At 68.0% G+C, this 17,589-nt stretch carries 16 protein-coding genes; 8 read left to right on the forward strand and 8 right to left on the reverse strand.

Features of this window, described 5'->3' with window-relative positions:
• Positions 1-55: 55 nt before the first annotated feature.
• On the reverse strand, positions 56-916 hold the full coding sequence (locus ACTG4K_RS00650; RefSeq protein ID WP_439112265.1) for a heme-dependent oxidative N-demethylase subunit alpha family protein: 861 nt from the start codon (positions 914-916) through the stop codon (positions 56-58).
• A 95-nt stretch (positions 917-1,011) separates the two neighbouring features.
• Complete coding sequence (locus tag ACTG4K_RS00655) at positions 1,012-1,902, reverse strand: LysR family transcriptional regulator (RefSeq protein WP_439112266.1); 891 nt, start codon at positions 1,900-1,902, stop codon at positions 1,012-1,014.
• Positions 1,903-2,054: 152 nt separating this feature from the next.
• On the opposite strand from ACTG4K_RS00655, the gene ACTG4K_RS00660 reads away from it, so the two are divergent.
• From ACTG4K_RS00660 to ACTG4K_RS00670, 3 genes are read left to right on the forward strand one after another with little or no spacing between them, the layout of a single operon-like run.
• The gene (locus ACTG4K_RS00660; protein ID WP_439112267.1) at positions 2,055-2,453 is read left to right on the forward strand and encodes a TerB family tellurite resistance protein; all 399 of its coding nucleotides are present in this window, start codon (positions 2,055-2,057) and stop codon (positions 2,451-2,453) included.
• A 37-nt stretch (positions 2,454-2,490) separates the two neighbouring features.
• Positions 2,491-2,889 carry a hypothetical protein gene (locus ACTG4K_RS00665; RefSeq protein ID WP_439112268.1) on the forward strand — a complete coding sequence of 133 codons (399 nt, stop codon included), beginning with the start codon at positions 2,491-2,493 and terminating at the stop codon, positions 2,887-2,889.
• Positions 2,890-2,915: 26 nt separating this feature from the next.
• Positions 2,916-3,560, forward strand: coding sequence for an exopolysaccharide biosynthesis protein (locus ACTG4K_RS00670; RefSeq protein WP_439112269.1), 645 nt, complete (start codon positions 2,916-2,918; stop codon positions 3,558-3,560).
• 29 nt (positions 3,561-3,589) lie between these two features.
• Here the strand turns inward: ACTG4K_RS00670 and ACTG4K_RS00675 are convergent, their stop codons facing one another.
• On the reverse strand, positions 3,590-4,354 hold the full coding sequence (locus tag ACTG4K_RS00675) for a sulfite exporter TauE/SafE family protein (RefSeq protein ID WP_439112646.1): 765 nt from the start codon (positions 4,352-4,354) through the stop codon (positions 3,590-3,592).
• Between the two features lie 100 nt (positions 4,355-4,454).
• On the opposite strand from ACTG4K_RS00675, the gene ACTG4K_RS00680 reads away from it, so the two are divergent.
• The 5 genes from ACTG4K_RS00680 to ACTG4K_RS00700 all read left to right on the forward strand — a co-directional run bounded on the left by ACTG4K_RS00680 (position 4,455) and on the right by ACTG4K_RS00700 (position 11,326).
• Entirely contained in the window at positions 4,455-5,177 is a 723-nt protein-coding gene (locus ACTG4K_RS00680; protein ID WP_439112270.1) for an ABC transporter ATP-binding protein, read from the forward strand.
• Positions 5,161-7,677, forward strand: a complete 2,517-nt coding sequence (locus ACTG4K_RS00685; RefSeq protein ID WP_439112271.1) for an ABC transporter permease — start codon at positions 5,161-5,163, stop codon at positions 7,675-7,677. The genes ACTG4K_RS00680 and ACTG4K_RS00685 overlap by 17 nt, the downstream gene beginning before the upstream one ends.
• Positions 7,678-7,834: 157 nt before the next feature.
• Complete coding sequence (locus tag ACTG4K_RS00690) at positions 7,835-9,310, forward strand: UbiA family prenyltransferase (RefSeq protein WP_439112272.1); 1,476 nt, start codon at positions 7,835-7,837, stop codon at positions 9,308-9,310.
• 50 nt (positions 9,311-9,360) lie between these two features.
• A complete protein-coding gene (locus ACTG4K_RS00695) occupies positions 9,361-9,720 on the forward strand; it encodes an SMR family transporter (protein WP_304824244.1) in 360 nt (119 codons plus the stop codon).
• Positions 9,721-9,775: 55 nt separating this feature from the next.
• Entirely contained in the window at positions 9,776-11,326 is a 1,551-nt protein-coding gene (locus ACTG4K_RS00700; RefSeq protein ID WP_439112273.1) for an ArnT family glycosyltransferase, read from the forward strand.
• A 3-nt stretch (positions 11,327-11,329) separates the two neighbouring features.
• Here ACTG4K_RS00700 and ACTG4K_RS00705 read toward each other — a convergent pair whose 3' ends face one another.
• From ACTG4K_RS00705 to ACTG4K_RS00725, 5 genes are all read right to left on the reverse strand, one after another.
• Complete coding sequence (locus ACTG4K_RS00705; protein WP_439112274.1) at positions 11,330-11,623, reverse strand: metal-sensing transcriptional repressor; 294 nt, start codon at positions 11,621-11,623, stop codon at positions 11,330-11,332.
• A complete protein-coding gene (locus ACTG4K_RS00710; protein WP_439112275.1) occupies positions 11,620-12,669 on the reverse strand; it encodes an SLAC1 anion channel family protein in 1,050 nt (349 codons plus the stop codon). Before ACTG4K_RS00710 ends, ACTG4K_RS00705 begins: the two co-directional genes overlap by 4 nt.
• A gap of 86 nt (positions 12,670-12,755) precedes the next feature.
• Positions 12,756-12,989 carry a YgaP family membrane protein gene (locus ACTG4K_RS00715; protein WP_439112276.1) on the reverse strand — a complete coding sequence of 78 codons (234 nt, stop codon included), beginning with the start codon at positions 12,987-12,989 and terminating at the stop codon, positions 12,756-12,758.
• A 34-nt stretch (positions 12,990-13,023) separates the two neighbouring features.
• Entirely contained in the window at positions 13,024-16,302 is a 3,279-nt protein-coding gene (locus tag ACTG4K_RS00720) for an efflux RND transporter permease subunit (protein ID WP_439112277.1), read from the reverse strand.
• A gap of 10 nt (positions 16,303-16,312) precedes the next feature.
• Positions 16,313-17,491, reverse strand: a complete 1,179-nt coding sequence (locus ACTG4K_RS00725; protein ID WP_439112278.1) for an efflux RND transporter periplasmic adaptor subunit — start codon at positions 17,489-17,491, stop codon at positions 16,313-16,315.
• Positions 17,492-17,589: the final 98 nt, after the last annotated feature.

Raw genomic sequence — 17,589 nt, forward strand, 5'->3', positions numbered from 1 at the left:
CGCAATGTAGGCCGGGCGTGCCGCGCGGCCTTGAGCGCTCTCAACCAACGGCGTTTCAGAGGCCGGCGAATGCTGCCAGCTCGCGCAGCAGGCGCGGGCGCACACCGGTCATGCCGCGGTAGGCCACCACGGCGTCGCTCATGGAAGCGAGCGCGGCATGCAGCTCACAGGCGCGCGTGGGCCCCGCGTGCAAGACATGCAGCAGCGGGCAGACCATGACGCGGATGAAAAACACACCGCGCCGCAGGGCGGGCAGGGGCAGGGTGGTCTGGCGTTCCACACGAAAAAACACCTGCTCCAGCAGGCGCTGCCCGCTGGCGTTGGCCTGGGCCTCGGCGTCTTCCCAGCGGGTACGACGGGTTTCGGGGTGTTGCGGCAGGTCACCGCTGGGCGTGAGCAGCCACACATGGCGCAGCATGCTGGCCTGGCGAAACGCCATGTCCACAATGCCCTTGCCGCCGGCCTGCAGCAGTGCGTTGTCAGCCACGGGGGCATGGATGGCGGTGAAGTCCAGCCCCAGCTTCTCCGCCGGGCTCCAGTTGGACGGGAAACACACCGAGAGCCATCGCGTGCGCATGGCGCCCAGCTCGTCGTGCAGCACCACCATGTCTTCTTGCAGGCCCATCGCCAGGGCTTGGGCTGTGGGCGCCAGCGCCACGCCGGTTTGGGCGGCATAGGCAGCGGCAATGGCCTGCAACACAGCCGGCTCGGCCTGACCCACCAGGGCGCGCTCGTGTTGCGTGTGCAGCACGGCTTGTTTCTGTGCAGCGTAGGCCGGGGCTTGAGCATCGCGCAAGAATAGCGGCGGGGGCGTTGCCGCCTCGGCAACTGGCACCAGACGCGACAAACCAGGCCGCATGCGAAACGGGCTGGCCACGGGCCAGGGCATGTGAGCGGCAGGGGTGAGGGCGTGCATGGCGGGATGGTGTGGCGGCAGCGGCGGCGGCGAGGTTCCAGCCGCGTGGGCCGGCAGGGGGCCACCGACCGGCCGGGTACCGGTTTGCTTCGGCATCAGTCGGCCAGCTTTTGCACCAGCAGTTTTTGCACCAGCGGGTGCTGCACTTTGCGCGCGGTGCCAATGGCGTAAAAGTGTTCCTGCACGCCGTCGCAAGGCGCAAACCAGCTCAGGCCGTACCCGTTTGAGAGCTTTTCGCGCATGCGCTCGGAAGCGGGGAACACGCCCATGCCCAACGAGCCAAACGTGGCCAGCAGGGCGCTGTCTTCAAACTCGCCCACCAGGTTGGGCGTGACACCCTGGCGCTCAAACCACTGGTCGAGCCGCAGGCGCACCGAGGCGTGTGCGGTGGGCAACAGCACGGGCACCTGGGCCAGGCTGTGCGGAAAGTTGTGTCGGGCCTGCGCCAGCCATTCCTTGGGCGCGTACCAGCCCAGCGCCGAAGACCCCAGCGCGTGGCTGTAGAGCCGCAGGTTGGGGTTGGCTGGCGCGGGGCGGTCTGACAGCACCACGTCCAGGCGGTGCAGGGCCAGGTCGGCCAGCAGGTCGTCAAATTTGTCTTCGTGGCACAGCAAGCGCAGGTGGGGCTCTTCCATGGCGGGCGCCAGCAGGTCGCGCACGGCGAGCTTGGGCAAGCCGTCTGAAATGCCCACCACGAGACGCACACCGACGTGTGTGCCGGCCTCGCGCACGGCGGTTTGCAGGTGCTCACCCAGGTGAAAAATTTGCTCGGCCACTTGCAGCGCGGCCTGGCCGGCGTCGGTCAGCGCCAGGCCGCGGCCGGCCGGCTTGAACAAGGCGTGCCCCAGCGACTGTTCGAGCAAGCGCACTTGCGCGCTCACGGTTTGCACCGCCAGCCCCAGCCGGTCGGCGGCGTGCGACATGCCGCCCTCTTTGGCCGTGACCCAGAAGTAATAGAGGTGCTTGTAATTGAGTTCCTGGTTCATTGTTCGTATTTTAAGGAATATTTTTCAATCATTGTCTGCTTTTTAATACATCTGTGCAGCCCTATCTTGACAGCGTGTTCGGGGCACGCCAGGCGCCCCCACAGCGAACAATTGGCCTGGTTCTTTTTTTCACTCAACGAAAGCGGTGACCCATGAGAACTTACCCCACCAACAGCCCCCAGGCCGCCACACGCCTGCTGGCCATGGCCCTTGTGGCCGACGGCAACTATTCCATGACCGAGATCCGCGCCCTGGATCGGCTGGACGCGCCACGGCGCCTGGGGCTGCCCGCCGAGGAGATCAAGGCGGTGATCGACCTGTTTTGCCAAGACCTGTTGCACGCGGCACACGGGGAGTGGATCGGTTCGTCGCAGATCGACGATGCGACCCGCCAAGGCCTGATGAACGAGGTACAGGACCCGGCGCTTCGCGCGCAGATTTTGGATCTGTGTGAAGGCATTGCCCTGGCCGACGGACACATGGCCGATGGTGAAGCCGACATGCTGGACGCCATGGCGAAGGCTTGGCGCACGGCACCCGCCGTAGCGTGAAACGCCGCAGCCGATCAAGCAAGACAGGACTCTTCGTATGAAAGCAATGATCTGGTTGGCGTTTGTGGTGCTGGCCGGCCTGTGGACCGGGCTGGTGGCGCTGACAGCCCAAGTGGCCGACTGGTTGCTGGCGGCCATGACCTCAGGGCAGGCCACCGACCTGGCCACCGCAGCGGGGCAATGGCCGGTGCCGGCGTGGCTGGCCCTGTGGGTCGACACGGCCTGGCTGCAAGGCCTGCAGGCCGCCGCGGTGGACCTGGTGCAGTGGCTGGGGCAGGTGCTGCCGTCGGCAGATGGCCTGATGGGCTGGATCACCCCGTTGCTGTGGATCGGCTGGGGGCTGGTGATGCTGTTGCTGCTGGTGTGCGCGGTGGCTGGGCACTGGCTGGCGGGCCGCCTGGGCACACCCGCCGCGCCGCGCCAGGCACAGGCCTGATCGGCCGAAGGGCCGCCCGCAACACCATGAGCATCCACTTGGCTGAGCGGCTGCGCGTGGCGGCCGACGGGCACCGCGCCAACACCGTGTCGGCAGCGGCAAGCGCCAACGCCGCCGCCGACCTGCGCCTGAACCTGGCGGAACTGCTCGGCTTGCACCGCGAGTCGTCGGGCGCGGTGTTGCTGATGCTGCTGGCCGTGGTGTGCGCGGTGCCGCTGCCGGGCACCGGCACGGCCATGAGCCTGGGCATCTGGGCGCTGGCCTGGGCCTGGGCACGCGGGCAAGACAGCTGGCCCCTCCCCGCCCGCCTGGGACAGATGACGCTGAACGAGCGCTGGACCGGCCGCTGCCTGCACGGCCTGGCCTGGATGTACGAGCGGGGCAACCGCTGGCTGCGACCACGGTGGGCACTGTGCTCACATGACAGCACGCGGGTGTGGTGGGGCGTGTGGATCGCGCTGATGGGCGTGGTGATTTTCTTGCCGCTGCCGCTGGGCAACGTGCTGCCCAGCCTGAGCCTGATCTTGCTCAGCCTGGGCTGGATGTTTCGCGATGGCGTGGCCCTGCTGCTGTCCACCGCCGCTGGCGTGGCCGCGGTGGCTTATGTGGTTTCGCTGTGGCAACTGGTGACGCAGGCGCTGGGCCAGGCCTGGGCCTGGCTGCCGGTGTAGCGGCGCAGCGGTGCGCTGGCGCGGTGGCGTCAGGCGCTGCGCGCGAAAAACAGCGCGCTCATCACCAGCCCGGTCACGATCACGCCCACACGCACCCATTGCGCGGGCAGGCGCTTGGACCAGCGCGCACCAAAGAAACCGCCCGCCGTGGCGGCCACCATCATCAACAAGCCTTCTTTCCAGGCAATGACGCCCGCCAGCACAAACGCGCCCACCGCCAGCCACGACAGCACCAGCGAGTTGAGGTTTTTCAGCGCGTTCACCGTCTTGATGCGCGATTCGCCCGCCACGGTGTACAGCGCCATGAGCAAGATACCCAGACCGCCGTTGAAATAGCCGCCGTAAATGGCCACCAGCAGCAGGCCGGGCTCGCGCCAGGCGACCAGCCCCTGCCCCTCTTTGGACGCCGCCTGAGCACGCCGTGCCAGCACTGGCCCGGCGGCAAACAGCGCGGTGGCAAACAGCAGCAGCCAGGGCACGATGCCGGCAAACAGGTGCGACGGCGTGACCAGCAACAGCAGGGCACCCGCCACGCCACCCACCGCCGACAGCGCCATTTCACGCTGCAGGCGCCGCGTGGGCAGCTCGCGCAGTTCGGCCCGAAAGCCCAGCGTGCTGCCCAGGTAGCCCGGGCTTACCGCCAGCGCGCTGGTGGCGTTGGCCATGATCGGTGGCACACCGGCAAACACCAGCGCAGGAAACGTGAGAAAGCTGCCGCCGCCGGCGATGGCGTTGAGCACACCGGCCGCAAACGCGGCAACGGCCAGCAACAAAGAGGTGGTCCAGACATCCATGGCGGGGGTTTTGGGCTCGGGCGAGCGCGGGAGGTAAAAGGCGCCCATTATGGCGACCAGCCCACCGGGAACCTCAGACCCAAGACACGCTCCGACCCCCATGACAAAAACCACCGCTCTCATCGAAACCCGCCAGCTCGGCATGTCTTACCCGCTCGGCAACACCCGCGTGGACGTGCTGCGCGGGCTGGATATGCGCATTGAAGCCGGCACCCGCGTGGCCATTGCCGGCCCCTCGGGTTCGGGCAAAACCTCGCTGCTGCTGTTGCTTTCGGGGCTGGAGCGGCCGAGCGCCGGGCAGGTGCTGATCGACGGCATCGACCTGGGCACGCTGGACAGCGACGGCCTGGCCGACCTGCGCCGCGAACGCATCGGCATCGTGTTTCAGAGCTTTCACCTGCTGCCCAGCCTGAGCGCGCTGGACAACGCGGCCCTGCCGTTGCAAATGGCCGGGGCCAGCGGCGCGCGTGAAGCGGCGGCCGAAATGCTGCGCCGCGTGGGCCTGGGCGAGCGCATGCACCACAAGCCGTCACAGCTCTCAGGCGGCGAACAGCAGCGCGTGGCCATTGCCCGGGCGCTGGTGCACCGCCCGCGCCTGCTGCTGGCCGACGAGCCCACCGGCAATCTGGACGACCACACGGCCGAAGCGGTGCGCGAGCTGCTGTTTGGCCTGAACCGAGAACTGGGCACCACACTGGTGCTGGTGACGCACGACCTGGACTTTGCCGCCCGCTGCGACCGCGTGCTGCGCCTGCACGAAGGCCAATTGCAGGAAGCCCCCACCGAACGCCAGCCGGAGCACCGCGATGCTGTTTTTGCTTGACCTGGCCTGGCGCGACCTGCGCGCCAGCGGACGGCGCCTGTGGATTTTTGTGGCCTGCCTGGTGCTGGGCGTGTCGCTGGTGGCGGCAGGCGGCGGACTGTACCGCCAAGTGGCCGACGCGATGCGCACCGACGCCCGCTTGATCTTTGGAGGCGATGTCGAAATTGAATCGCCCCAGCCCCTGCCGGCTGAAACCCTGGCCTGGATGCAGGCGCGTGCCACGGTGTCGCGCTTGATCGAGCTGCGCACCATGCTGCGCACCGAAGACGGCCGTGCCCAGCTGATTGAACTGCAGAGCGCCGATGCGGCCTACCCGCTGGTGGGGCAGGTGGAGCTGAACCCGGCCGCGCCGCTGGCCGACACGCTGGCCCAGCGCGACGGCCAGTGGGGCGCCGCCCTCGACAGCGCCCTGGCCACCCGCTTCGGTTTGCAAACCGGCAGCCGCATCGCCATTGGTGACCTGGACCTGGTGGTGCGCGCCATCACCGTGCGCCAGCCCGACCGCAGCCTGCGCGCCGACTGGGGTGCCGCCCCGGTGCTGGTGGCCGAAGGCGCGCTGGAAGCCACTGGCCTGGTGCAGCCACTCAGCCGGGTGGAATACCGCTACCGCGTTCGCGTGGACGCCCCCAGCGCACAGGCCGCCACCGACTGGCGCGATGCCTTCATGGCCGCCTTTCCGGCGCTGGACGCCGAGGTGCGCAGCTTCGACGAGCGCAGCGACCGCATGGCCGAGGTGCTGGGCCAGATCGCTTCGGGCCTCATGTTGATTGGGTTTTCAGCCCTGTTCATCGGAGGGCTGGGCGTGTTCAACAGCGTGCAGGCTTACCTGCAAGGCAAGCTCACCAGCCTGGCCACCCTGCGCGCGCTGGGCCTGCGCGACGGCCGGCTGGCCACCCTGGTGCTGCTGCAAATTCTCATGCTGGCGCTGCTGGCCAGCGTGGTGGGGGTAGCGCTGGGCATGGGCCTGGCGCTGGCCGGTGCCCAGCTGGCCGCCGACAAACTGCCGGTGACGCTGCTGCTGCAAGGCCTGTGGCAGCCCGCGGGGGTGGCGGCGGCGTTTGGCGTGCTCACCGCGCTGGCGTTTTCGCTACCGGCGCTGGGCCGGGCGTTGTCGGTCAGTCCGGCCACCTTGTTCCGGGGCGTGGAGGGGCAGGCGCTGCACACGCCGCGCCGCGCCTGGTGGCTCACCGCCGCCGTGGCCGCCACCACCTTGGCGCTGCTGGTGGCGGTGCTGCCCGACCCGCGCTTTGGCCTGGCCTTTGTGCTGGCCACCGCCGCTTTGCTGGGTGTGCTGGACCTGGCCACCCGCGCGCTGCGCCGCCTGGCCGCGCGGCTGCAACACCACCCGCGCCTGCCCTTGCCGCTGCAACTGGCGCTGGCCGGTTTGCAGCAGGCGCATTCGCCGCTGCGCACCGCCCTGCTCTCGCTGGGCTCGGCGCTCACGCTGCTGGTGGCTTGCACGCTGGTGGTGATGACGCTGCTGCGCACCGTGAACGACACCGTGCCCGCCAACGCGCCAGCGCTGGTTTTTTACGACGTGCAGACCGAGCAAATACCGCTGCTGAGCGACACCCTGCAAAGCGTCGGCGGCGGCCTTGAACTGCGCACCGCACCGCTGGTGCTGGGGCGCCTGTCGGCGGTGAATGGCGAAGCGCTGCGCGAGAGCGCCGACGGTGAGCGCGCCCGCGAAGCGCGCGACGAACACAAGCTGAGCAACCGCTCGGGCAACTTCGACGACGTGGTGATCGACCGCGGCGCCTGGTGGCCCCAAGACCACACCGGCGAACCCCTGGTGGCGATGGAAGACCGCGAGGCCGACGAACTGGGCCTGCAGGTGGGCGACCGGCTGCGCTTCGAGATCATGGGCACGCCGGTGGAGGCCACGCTGGCCGCCATCTACAGTCAGCGGCGCATGCAGTCGCGCCTGTGGTTAGAGGCCATCTTCAGCGACGGCGTGCTGGAGCCCTTCATCACCCGCCATGTGGGCGCGGCCTGGATGCCGGTAGCGCAGACGCTGGACGCCCAGGACCGCCTGGCCGCCGTGGCGCCCAACATCGCCACGGTGCGCACCGAGTCGCTGCTGCGTGAAACCCGCGCCCTCATGGGCCGCGCCAGCAGCGGCCTGGCGGTGGTGGCGGGCGTGTGCCTGGCCGCGAGCCTGCTGGTGCTGGCCAGCGTGGTGGCAGCCAGCCGCAGCCGCCAGCTGTTTGACGCCACGGTGATGCACGCGCTGGGCGCACGCCACTCGCTGCTCAGGCGCGTGCTGGTGTGGGAATACGTGGTGCTGGCCACCGTCACATCCGCCTTTGCGCTGCTCGCCGGCAGCGCGCTGGCCACCGGTCTGCTGCTGTGGCGACTGGACATGAGCCCGGTCGGTCTGTACTGGAGCGGCCTGCTGACAGCGCTGCTGGTCAGCGGCGTGAGCCTGGGTCTGGGCGCGCGCTACCTGCTGGGGCAGATGCGGCTGAACCCGGCGCTGCTGCTGCGCAGCGGGGGCTGAAACGCGGCGAGCCCGTCGTTCAGGCCCGCCCAGCGCGGCAAACAAGGAGCCCCCGCCCAGCGCGCGCAGGCAGGGCTGGCGCGGCACCTGGGGGGCACAGCGGGCAGCCGCGGCCAGCGGCCTAAAATTGGCCCAGCCCCCTCAACGGACGCCCAGCTTGCCGCACCCCAACACACACCCCTCGCCACACGACGCCAGCCCCCTTTACGTGGACCTGGACGGCACGCTCACGCTGTCGGACACGCTGTACGAATCGGTCATGCTGCTGGTGCGCCGCAACCCGCTGAACCTGTTGCGCTTGCTGGCCTGGCTGCTGCTCGGCAAGGCGGGCTTCAAGCACAAACTGGCCGACGCGGTGCGCCCAGACCCAGCCCGCCTGCCGTACCACGAGCGTTTTGTGCAGTACCTGCGCGACGAACACGCCCGCGGCCGCCCGCTGGTGCTGGCCAGCGCGGCAGACGCGCGCATCGTGGGCGAGGTGGCGGCGCATTTCAAAATTTTTGACGCCGTGCTGGGCACCCACGGCGGCGCCGGCGGCCCCAACCTGAGCCGCGCCCACAAGCGCGCCGCCATCGACGCACACGCCCGCGCAGGCGGCCACACCACCTGGACCTACGCCGGCAACAGCCACGACGACCTTTCGGTGTGGCAGGGCAGCACCCAAGCCGTGGCCGTGAACGCGCCACCCGCTGTGGTGCGCGCACTGCAGCGCCAACACCCGCAGGCACGCGTGTTTGCCCAGGAGCCCCTGAAGCTCAAGACCGTGCTGCGCGCGATCCGTCTCAAGCAGTGGTCCAAAAACGCGCTGCTGTTTTTGCCGCTGCTGGCCGCGCATTCGCTCGACCCGGCGCTGTGGGGCCTGGCGGCACTGGCCTTCGTGGCGTTTGGCCTTTGCGCGTCGGCCACCTATTTGTTCAACGATCTGCTGGACCTGCCCAACGACCGGGTGCACCGCCTCAAGCGTTACCGGCCGCTGGCCTCGGGCGCCGTCAGCATTGCGCTAGCGGTGGTGCTGGGCGTGGTGATGATGGTGCTGGCTTTTGGGCTGGCGCTGGCGGTGTCGGGCGGCTTTGCCGCCATGCTGCTGGCCTACACCGTCACCACGCTGGCGTATTCCCTGTGGCTCAAGCGCGTGGCGCTGATGGACGTGCTGGTGCTCTCCAGCCTCTACACACTGCGCATTGGCGCCGGCGGCGTGGCCGTGAGCGTGGCGCCGTCCAACTGGCTGCTGGCGATCTCGATCTTTCTCTTTCTAAGCCTGGCACTGGTGAAGCGCTGCGCCGAGCTGGAAGAGCTGGACGACGAGCGCGCCGCCCTGGCGCCCGGCCGGGGCTACCAGCCGCGCGACCTGGCCTCGCTGCGGTCCATGGGCTTGTCCAGCGGCTTCCTGGCGGTGCTGGTGCTCACGCTGTACATCGACAGCCAGAACAGCCAGGCGCTGTATGCGCAACCCGAGTGGCTGTGGGGCGCTGCGCCCGTGCTGCTGCTGTGGATCATGCGCATCTGGCTCAAGACCGGACGGCGCGAACTGCACGGCGAAGACCCGCTGCAATTTGCGCTGCGCGACCCATTCAGTTGGGTCACGCTCGGCGTGATGGGCGCGATGGGTCTGGCCGCCACCGTGGGCCTTTGACCGAGCCCGAGTCCACACCTTTCCTGCCGCCAACACGAGACGCCTCTTTCATGAAATCCATTGCGCTGGGCCTGGCCCTTTTTTGTGTGCTGCTGTCGTCAGCGGCCCAGCTGGCCATGAAACGCGGCATGGGCGCACCGGCCGGTGGCGACGTGGGCGCCACCTACCTGCACGCGCTGTCCAGCCCCCTGGTGTGGCTGGGCCTCGTGCTGTACGGTGCCAGCGCGGTGCTGTGGCTGTGGGTGCTGTCGCGGCTGGACGTGAGCCTGGCCTACCCGCTGGTGAGCCTGGGTTTTGTGGTGACGATGGGCCTGGGCGTGTTGTGGCTGGGCGAGCCGTTTTCGTGGCTGCGGGTGGCGGGCTGCACGCTCATTGTGGTGGGTGTGAGCCTGCTGGCCATGGACGCCTGAGCGGCTGCGCCGGCGCTGCGCTCGACCGTGTTTTTGTTTTGAATGACGCATGACCATGAACCCTTCTTACCTTTCGATTGCGAACGCACGCTGGCTGTTCTGGGTCACGTTTGCGGCCACGCTGCTGCTCAAGATCGGGGTGGCGGCCACGTTCCCAATGACCGGGGACGAGGCCTTTTTCTACCAGTGGGGCGTGTTCCCGGCCTGGGGTTATTCAGACCACCCGCCCATGGTGGGCTGGCTGCTGGCGGTGCTGCACGGTATCAGCGACCATCCGTTGGTGCTGCGCAGCGTGACGCTGCTGGTAACCAGCGCCATCGCGCTGCTGGTGGTCGATCTGCTGCGGCGCTTTTTGCCCGACGCGCGCGAGCCGAGCGCCTGGCTGGCCGGCACGGTGTACCTGGCCATGCCGTGGTCGTGGATGTTTGTGCTGGTCACCACCGACACGCCGCTGATTCTGTTCATGGCGCTGTCGGCCTACGCTTACCTGCGCGCCAGCGCCTGCCCTGAGCGGGGCACCGGCTGGTACGTGCTGGCCGGGCTGTTTGTGGGGCTGGCGTTTTTATCGAAATACTTCGCCGCCCTGCTCGGCTTGGCCTATGCGGTGCACGTGTTGGGCTGGCGGCGCGAGCGCTGGTGGGCGCTGCCGCTCATGTTCGCGCTGGCGCTGCCGTCCATTGGCATCAACCTGGGCTTCAACGCCACGCACGGCTGGAGCAATGTGATGTTCAACGTGTTCAACCGCCACGAGGGTTCGCACTGGCAACTGAAGACGTTTGCGGTGTACGTCGGCATGGCGCTCTACCTGCTCACGCCGTGGCTGGTGTGGCAAGGCCTGCGCGCCCGCCGGGTGCATGGCGTGTCGGCCAGCACACAGCGGGCCGCCGCCGTGCTGTGGCTGTTCCCCATCCTGCTGTTTGCGTTTTTGAGCCTGCGCCGCAGCGTGGGGCTGCACTGGGTGCTGGGCTTTGTGCCGCTGTTTGTGGTGTGGGCCGGGCTGAAGCTGGAGCCGCGCGCGCTGCGCCGCAGCCTGAACTGGACGGTGGCGCTTTCGGTGCCGCACCTGCTGCTGGTGGCCGCGCTGGCCTGGGTGCCGCTGTCGCTGTGGCAGCCCACCAAACTGTATGAAAAAGCGGTGTTCCTGCGCGAAGCGCCAGCCATCGTGAGCGCCTTGCAGCAAGACCTGCCGCCCGGTGCCACCGTGATGGCGCGCGCTTACAGCACGGCCAGCATGCTGGGCTATTTCCACACCGTGTACGTGCCGGTGTTTGGCGTGGGGCGCCACCACGCGCGGCAAGACGACCAGCTGGTGGACTTCCGCACGCTGCAGGGCCAGCACCTGCGCATCCTCGATTTCAAGGAACCGAAACTGAGCGACTTCACGCCGTATTTCGAGCGCGTGAGTGTGCGGCAGTTTGAGGTGGCGGGCGTGCGCTACTTTGCGGTGGACGGCGAGGGCTTTCGCTACCAGCCCTACCGCGACACGGTGCTGAGCACCATCGCCCGCGAGTTTCACGACATTCCGAAATGGCTGCCGCTGCTGGGCAACCCGTTTTGCGAGCGCTACGGGTTTGCCGAGTGCTCGCCCGGGGGGCCGGGACGCTGAGCCTCAGCGCGCGCGCCCGAGCCGGCTTTGCAGGCGGTCGAGCACCTCGGTCACGTGCTGCGCGCCATCGGGCGATGGTGACGACAGTTCCTGCTCGGCCACCGACAGGTTGAGCCGCACGTAGGTGCTGTCCAGCGCGTGGCGGGTGGCCAGCAGCTGCTGCGCAATCTTGGCGCAGTCGGCGCCTTCGTCCAGCAGCTTTTGCAGCCCGCGCACCTGGCCTTCGGCCCGGCGCAGGCGGTGCATCAGCTCGGCCTTGCGCTCGGCGGGCAGGGTTTGGGCCGGGGCTTGGTTCATGCGCTGGTGGGGATGATGTTGGCCACCGGCTCGGGGGCCAGCAGGGTGCCGTCGCGCAGGCCGCGCACGGTGGCAAAGGCCAGCCACAGCACCACCATGGACGTGGCGGCCAGCAGCAGCACACCGGCGTTTTGCAACAGGCCGTGCCAGCGGCTCTCTGGCTGCAGCTGCGCCAGGCGCAGGGTGAGCGTGGTGAAGGCGGCGAGCGGGAACGAGAGCGCCCAGAACGCCACACCAAACGGCTGCGCCACGATGCGCTTGACCACCGGCGCCGCCCACAACAAAAAGAACAAACCCACACCCCACAGCGCCTGCACCACCGGGAGCGGTGCCTGCATCTGAATGAGCACCAGGCCAATCACGGCGGGCGGTGCGATGGTGATGAACCAGGCCGGCAGCACGCGCTCGGGCAGCGGGCTGTGGGCGATGCGCCGCACCAGCGTGAGCAGCAGCACCAATGGCCAGAAAAACACGCCAATGCCCATTTGCGCCGCCGACCAGCCGTCCATGCCCAGCGGAATGCCCGCCAGGGGCGCGACCACGTTGCCCACCACCGGAATCAGCAGCACGGGGGTGACCGCCGGCCACAGCCCGGTGTTGCCCGGCCCCTGGCCGGGCTGCGCCGAGGCGGCGGGTGCGATCCAGCGGCCCAGCACCCACAGCGTGGCCCAGAGCTGCGTGAGGCTGCCCAGCCACCACAGGGTGCGCCACACCGTGGACAAGCCACCCGCAGCGCCGTCCAGCGCCACACCCACCGTGGCGAGCAACAACAACGCCACCGGCAGCGCCGCCACAAAGGCGTGGCGCACCGGGTGCTTCAGGTCGTCGGCCAACGCCTGCGGGTAGCGCGACAGGCGCAGCACCGAAGCCACCAGCAACACACCGAACACCAGCACCGCCAACACGCCCACTACCAGCGCGATGCCGGTGGCCATGTCGCCCAGCGCCGCTTGGGCACCGTGCCATGCGAGCGCCAGTCCACACAGACCCATGACCAGTGAGAACCAGCCGGGCATGAGGAATTTCAACGGGGTGGGTGAGGTCATAAAGCCATTCAAAAGAAAAACAGGTGCGCAAACTCAGCCCGCGCCGCCCGCGCGTTGCGAGGCAAACGGCGGAACCCCCTGCAAGCTCAGCGCTTGCCGGTGCTGCAGGCGCCGTTGCCTTCAGGCACACCCAGTTTTTTGAACAGGAAAGCCGGTGGGCAGAAGCCGGTGATGCCCGATTGGAACAGGTTGAAGCCGGCGAAAGCCGTCAGCGCCAGGAACCACTCGTTCACAAAGATCGGGCTTTTGTCGAAGCCCAGGGCCAGCGACAGCATGACCACAAAACCGGCCATGATGCGGATGTAACGTTCAACAGTCATTTCAAACTCCTAAAGAAAAACACAGGGGGAAAAATCAGGTGGCGGCCGATGCCAGCGCCTCGTACTTTTTTCGGTACACGGCGAAATACAGCACGGGGATCACCACCAGCGTCAGCAACGTGGACACGGCGATGCCGAAGATCAGCGAGATCGCCAGGCCGTTGAAGATCGGGTCGTCCAGGATGAAGAAGGCGCCCATCATGGCGGCCAGACCGGTGAGCGCAATGGGTTGGGCACGCACAGCGGCAGACTGCACCACGGCTTGCGCAAACGGCACACCGCGCTTCGTCTCCAGCTCGATGAAGTCCACCAGCAAGATGGAGTTGCGCACGATGATGCCGGCCAGCGCGATCATGCCGATCATGGAGGTCGCGGTGTACTGCGCGTTGAGCAGCGCATGGCCCGGCATGACACCGATGATGGTGAGCGGAATGGGCGCCATGATGATCAGCGGCGTGACATAGCTCTTGAACTGCGCCACCACCAGCAGGTAGATCAGGATCAGCCCCACGCCGTAGGCAGCACCCATGTCGCGGAAGGTCTCGTAAGTGATCTGCCACTCGCCGTCCCACTTCACCGCGTACTGGCGGTAGGGGTCTTTGGGCTGGCTGATCCAGTACTCACCCAGCTCACCGGTGTTGGGCAGCGCGGCGGCGTCCATGCGGGTGCGGATGTCAAACAGACCGTACAGCGGCGAGTCCAGCTTGCCCGCCATGTCGCCCATCACGTAGGTCACGGGCAGCATGTTTTTGGTGAAGCGCGGCTGGTCGATCACGCCTCGTTCCACCGTCACCAACTCGGACAGCGGCACCATCGCGCCGTTGGCGGCTTTCAGCGGTAGCGCCAGCAGCGCGTCGAGGCCGACCTGCTGGTCCAGCGGCAGCTGCAGGCGCACCGGCACCGCAAACTTGGCATGGCCGTCGTGCAGGTAAGCGGCGTCGGAGCCCGAGAGCGCGGCATACACCGTTTGAGCAATGACCTGCACCGGAATGCCCAGCGACTCGGCGCGCTGGCGCTGGATGCGCAGGAAGGCGCGCGGTGCGTTCTCTTTGAGCGAGGTGTCCACGCCCACGATGTCTGGCGTGTCGGCATAGGCCTGGGCTACGCGCCGGGCGAGTTCGGCACGGCCTTGCTCGTCGGGTCCATAGACCTCGGCCACGATGGGCGACATGACCGGCGGACCGGGCGGCACTTCCACGACCTTGATGCGCGCACCGTGCACCGCCGCGATTTTTTCCAGATCGGGACGGTGGCGCTGCGCAATGGCGTGGCTCTTTTCACTGCGGTGCGCGGCGTCGGTCAGGTTGATCTGCAGGTCGCCACTCTCCACGTCGGCGCGCAGGTAGTACTGGCGCACCAGCCCGTTGAAGGTGATGGGGCTGGCGGTGCCGGCGTAGCCCTGCACGTTGGCCACCTCGGGCTGCTGGGCGAGCCAGGCGGTCATGTCTTGCAGCGCACTGGCGGTGTTTTCCAGCGGGGTGCCGGCGGGCATGTCCAGCACCACCTGGTATTCGCTCTTGTTGTCGAAGGGCAGCATCTTCAACACCACCCACTGCACGACCGCCAGCCCCACCGACAGCAGCAGCGCCACCAAAATGCCCGCCAGCAGCAGCCAGCGCTTGCGCGCGCTTTGCAGCAGCGGTGTGAGCACGCGGCTGAAGGTGTTTTGCAGGGCGTTGGTGAGCTTGCTCGGGCCATGCGCGGCATGGCCGGCACCGGTCTTGGTGAGCTTCAAAGCCAACCACGGCGTGATGGTGAACGCAATGGCCAGCGAGATCGCCATGCCCATGCTGGCGTTGATCGGAATCGGGCTCATATAAGGGCCCATCAGCCCGGTCACGAAGGCCATGGGCAGCAGCGCCGCGATGACGGTGAAGGTGGCCAAAATGGTGGGGCCGCCCACCTCGTCCACGGCGCGCGGGATGATGACCGACAGCGGCACATCGGGCGTGAGTTGGCGGTGACGGTGGATGTTTTCCACCACCACAATCGCGTCGTCTACCAGAATGCCGATGGAGAAAATGAGCGCAAACAGCGACACGCGGTTGAGCGTGAAGCCCCAGGCCCAACTGGCAAACAGCGTGGCCGTGAGCGTGAGGATCACTGCGGCGCCCACGATGATGGCTTCGCGCCGGCCCAGCGCCAGGCCCACCAGAATGATCACGCTGCCGGTGGCAAAAATCAGCTTCTGGATCAGCTTGTTGGCCTTGTCGGCGGCGGTCTGGCCGTAATCGCGGGTGATGGCCACTTCCACGTCGTCCGGAATGATGGTGTTCTTCAGGTTGTCCAGCCGCTCGCGCACGCCCGCGGCCACGTCCACCGCGTTTTCACCGGGCTTTTTGGTCACGGTGATGGTCACGGCCGGGTGGTTCTGGCCTTGCTGGCCGGGGTGGGCCGTGTCGGCCGCACCGGGGGTGAACCACACGTAGCGCTTCGGCAGCTGCGCACCGGCTTCCACCCGCGCCACTTCGCGCAGGTAAATGGGGCGGCCATTGCTGACCCCGACCACGATGTCGCCCACGTCTTTTTCGTTCTGCAGAAACTCGCCCGTTTCGACCGACAACATGCCGGGCTCGCCAGCGGCCGCGTTCGGGTTGATGACCGCGCCCGAGGGCAGCGCCTGGTTGGCCGAGGCAATGGCACCGTGCAGCGTTTGCACGCTCACACCGCGCTCGCGCAGGCGGGCGGGGTCGAGCCACACATGCACCGCCCGGCCCGGGCCGCCAATGGTGACCACTTCGCGCGTGCCGGGCACGCGTTTGAGCTCGGTTTCCACCGCGTGGGCGACGCGCTCCAGGTCGTGTGCGCTTTGGGCGTCTGGGGTCCACAGCGTGGCCGCCAGCACCGGCACGTCGTCAATGCCCTTGGGCTTGACGATGGGGGTCAGCACGCCCAGGCCCTGAGGCAGCCAATCCTGGTTGGCGTTGAGCACGTCGTACAGCCGCACCAGCGCTTCGGTGCGCGGCACGCCCACCTGGAACTGCACGGTAAGCACGGCCACGCCAGGGCGCGACACCGAGTAGGTGTGCTCAATGCCCTGGATTTGCGAGAGCACATGCTCGGCCGGGGCTGCAACCATTTTTTCCACGTCGGCGCTGGAAGCCCCCGGGAAGGGGATCAGCACGTTGGCCATGGTCACGTTGATCTGCGGCTCTTCTTCTCGCGGCGTGACCAGCACGGCAAACAGGCCCAGCAGCAAGGCCACCAGCGCCAGCAGCGGCGTGATGGCGTTGCTCTGAAACATGCGCGCGACCGAGCCGGAAAAGCCGAGCTTCTCAGGGGTGGCGTTGGAAGTGGTTTCGGGGTGGCTCATGGCAGCGTCCTCACTGAGCAGCGGGCACAGCGCCCGACAGGCCGGCGCGTACCGGGTCCAGCGCCACGCGATCGCCGGCTTTCAAGCCTGCCAGCACTTCCACGCCCGCGCTGCCGTGGGCTGCACCGGTGCGCACCGCGCGCAGCGCAAACCCGGCCGGCTGGCCTTCGCCTTTGCTGGACACCACATACACGCCGGTGAGCTCACCCCGGCGCAGCAGCGCCGATTCGGGCAGCAGCAGGCGCTGGCTGTCGGGCTGTGCGGTGCCACCCACAAAGCGCACGCGTACCTGGCGCCCGGGCACCTGGCCCGCGCCATCGGCGGCACTCAGGTCCAAGCGCCATTCCACCGTTTGCGACACCGGGTCGGCCGCGGGCAGGCTGGTCTGGCTGGCGGGGGTCACCCAGCGGTCGGTACCGGGCAACTGCACTTCAATGCGCTTGGCCTGCTGGGCCAGGGTTTGCTGCGAGGCGGGCACATGCACCACCGCGCGAATGGGTTGGGGCGCGTACACCGTGAGCACCGGCGCACCGGGCATGGCCAGGCCACCCGCTTCGGCGTGGGTGGCCAGCACCCAGCCGTCGTAAGGCGCGGTGAGGCGGGTGAAGCCCTGTACCACACCGGCTTGCGTTTGCCCGGCGCGGGCAGCGGCCACACCGGCTTGCGCCGCCTTCAGCTGGGCCTGTGCGGTGTCCAGCGCAGCCTGGGCCACAAAGCCCTGGGCGCGCAGGTCGCGCGTGCGGTCAAAGTGCGCCTTGGCGTTGGCCAGGTTCGCGTCGGCCTCGGCAAAACCGGCTTGCGCCTGGGCCACGCCGGCCTGGGTGGCGCGGTCGTCGATGACGGCCAGCACCTGACCGGATTTCACCCGGTCGCCGGCTTTCACCGTGAGGCTGGCGATGCGGCCGCTGGCCTGGGCCGACAACACGCTCTGGCGCACGGCATGCAAGCTGCCGTCCAGCGCCACACCGGCGCCCACCGCTTGTGCACCCACCACCACCACGGGCACCTGCGGCGCACCGGCTGCGGCCTGTGCGTACACACCGTCAGCGCCGAACAAGGCCACACCGCTCACCAAGGCCAGCGACAAAGCCGCCATCGCCCAGCGGCGCTGGACCTGCGTGTGGGGCGCCACAGCGTGCGCGCGTGCAACGAAAGACGGGATCAAACGGGCGGTTTTCTGGGGGATCATGGTGCGTTTCTCCTATACGGCATGCAGTATACACATATACCCCTGGGGGTACAATTCGGGCGCGTGACAAACCCCGACAGGCCGTGGTCTATTCAGAG

It is taken from the genome of Hydrogenophaga sp. (assembly GCF_965657535.1).
Lineage (GTDB): Bacteria > Pseudomonadota > Gammaproteobacteria > Burkholderiales > Burkholderiaceae_C > Hydrogenophaga.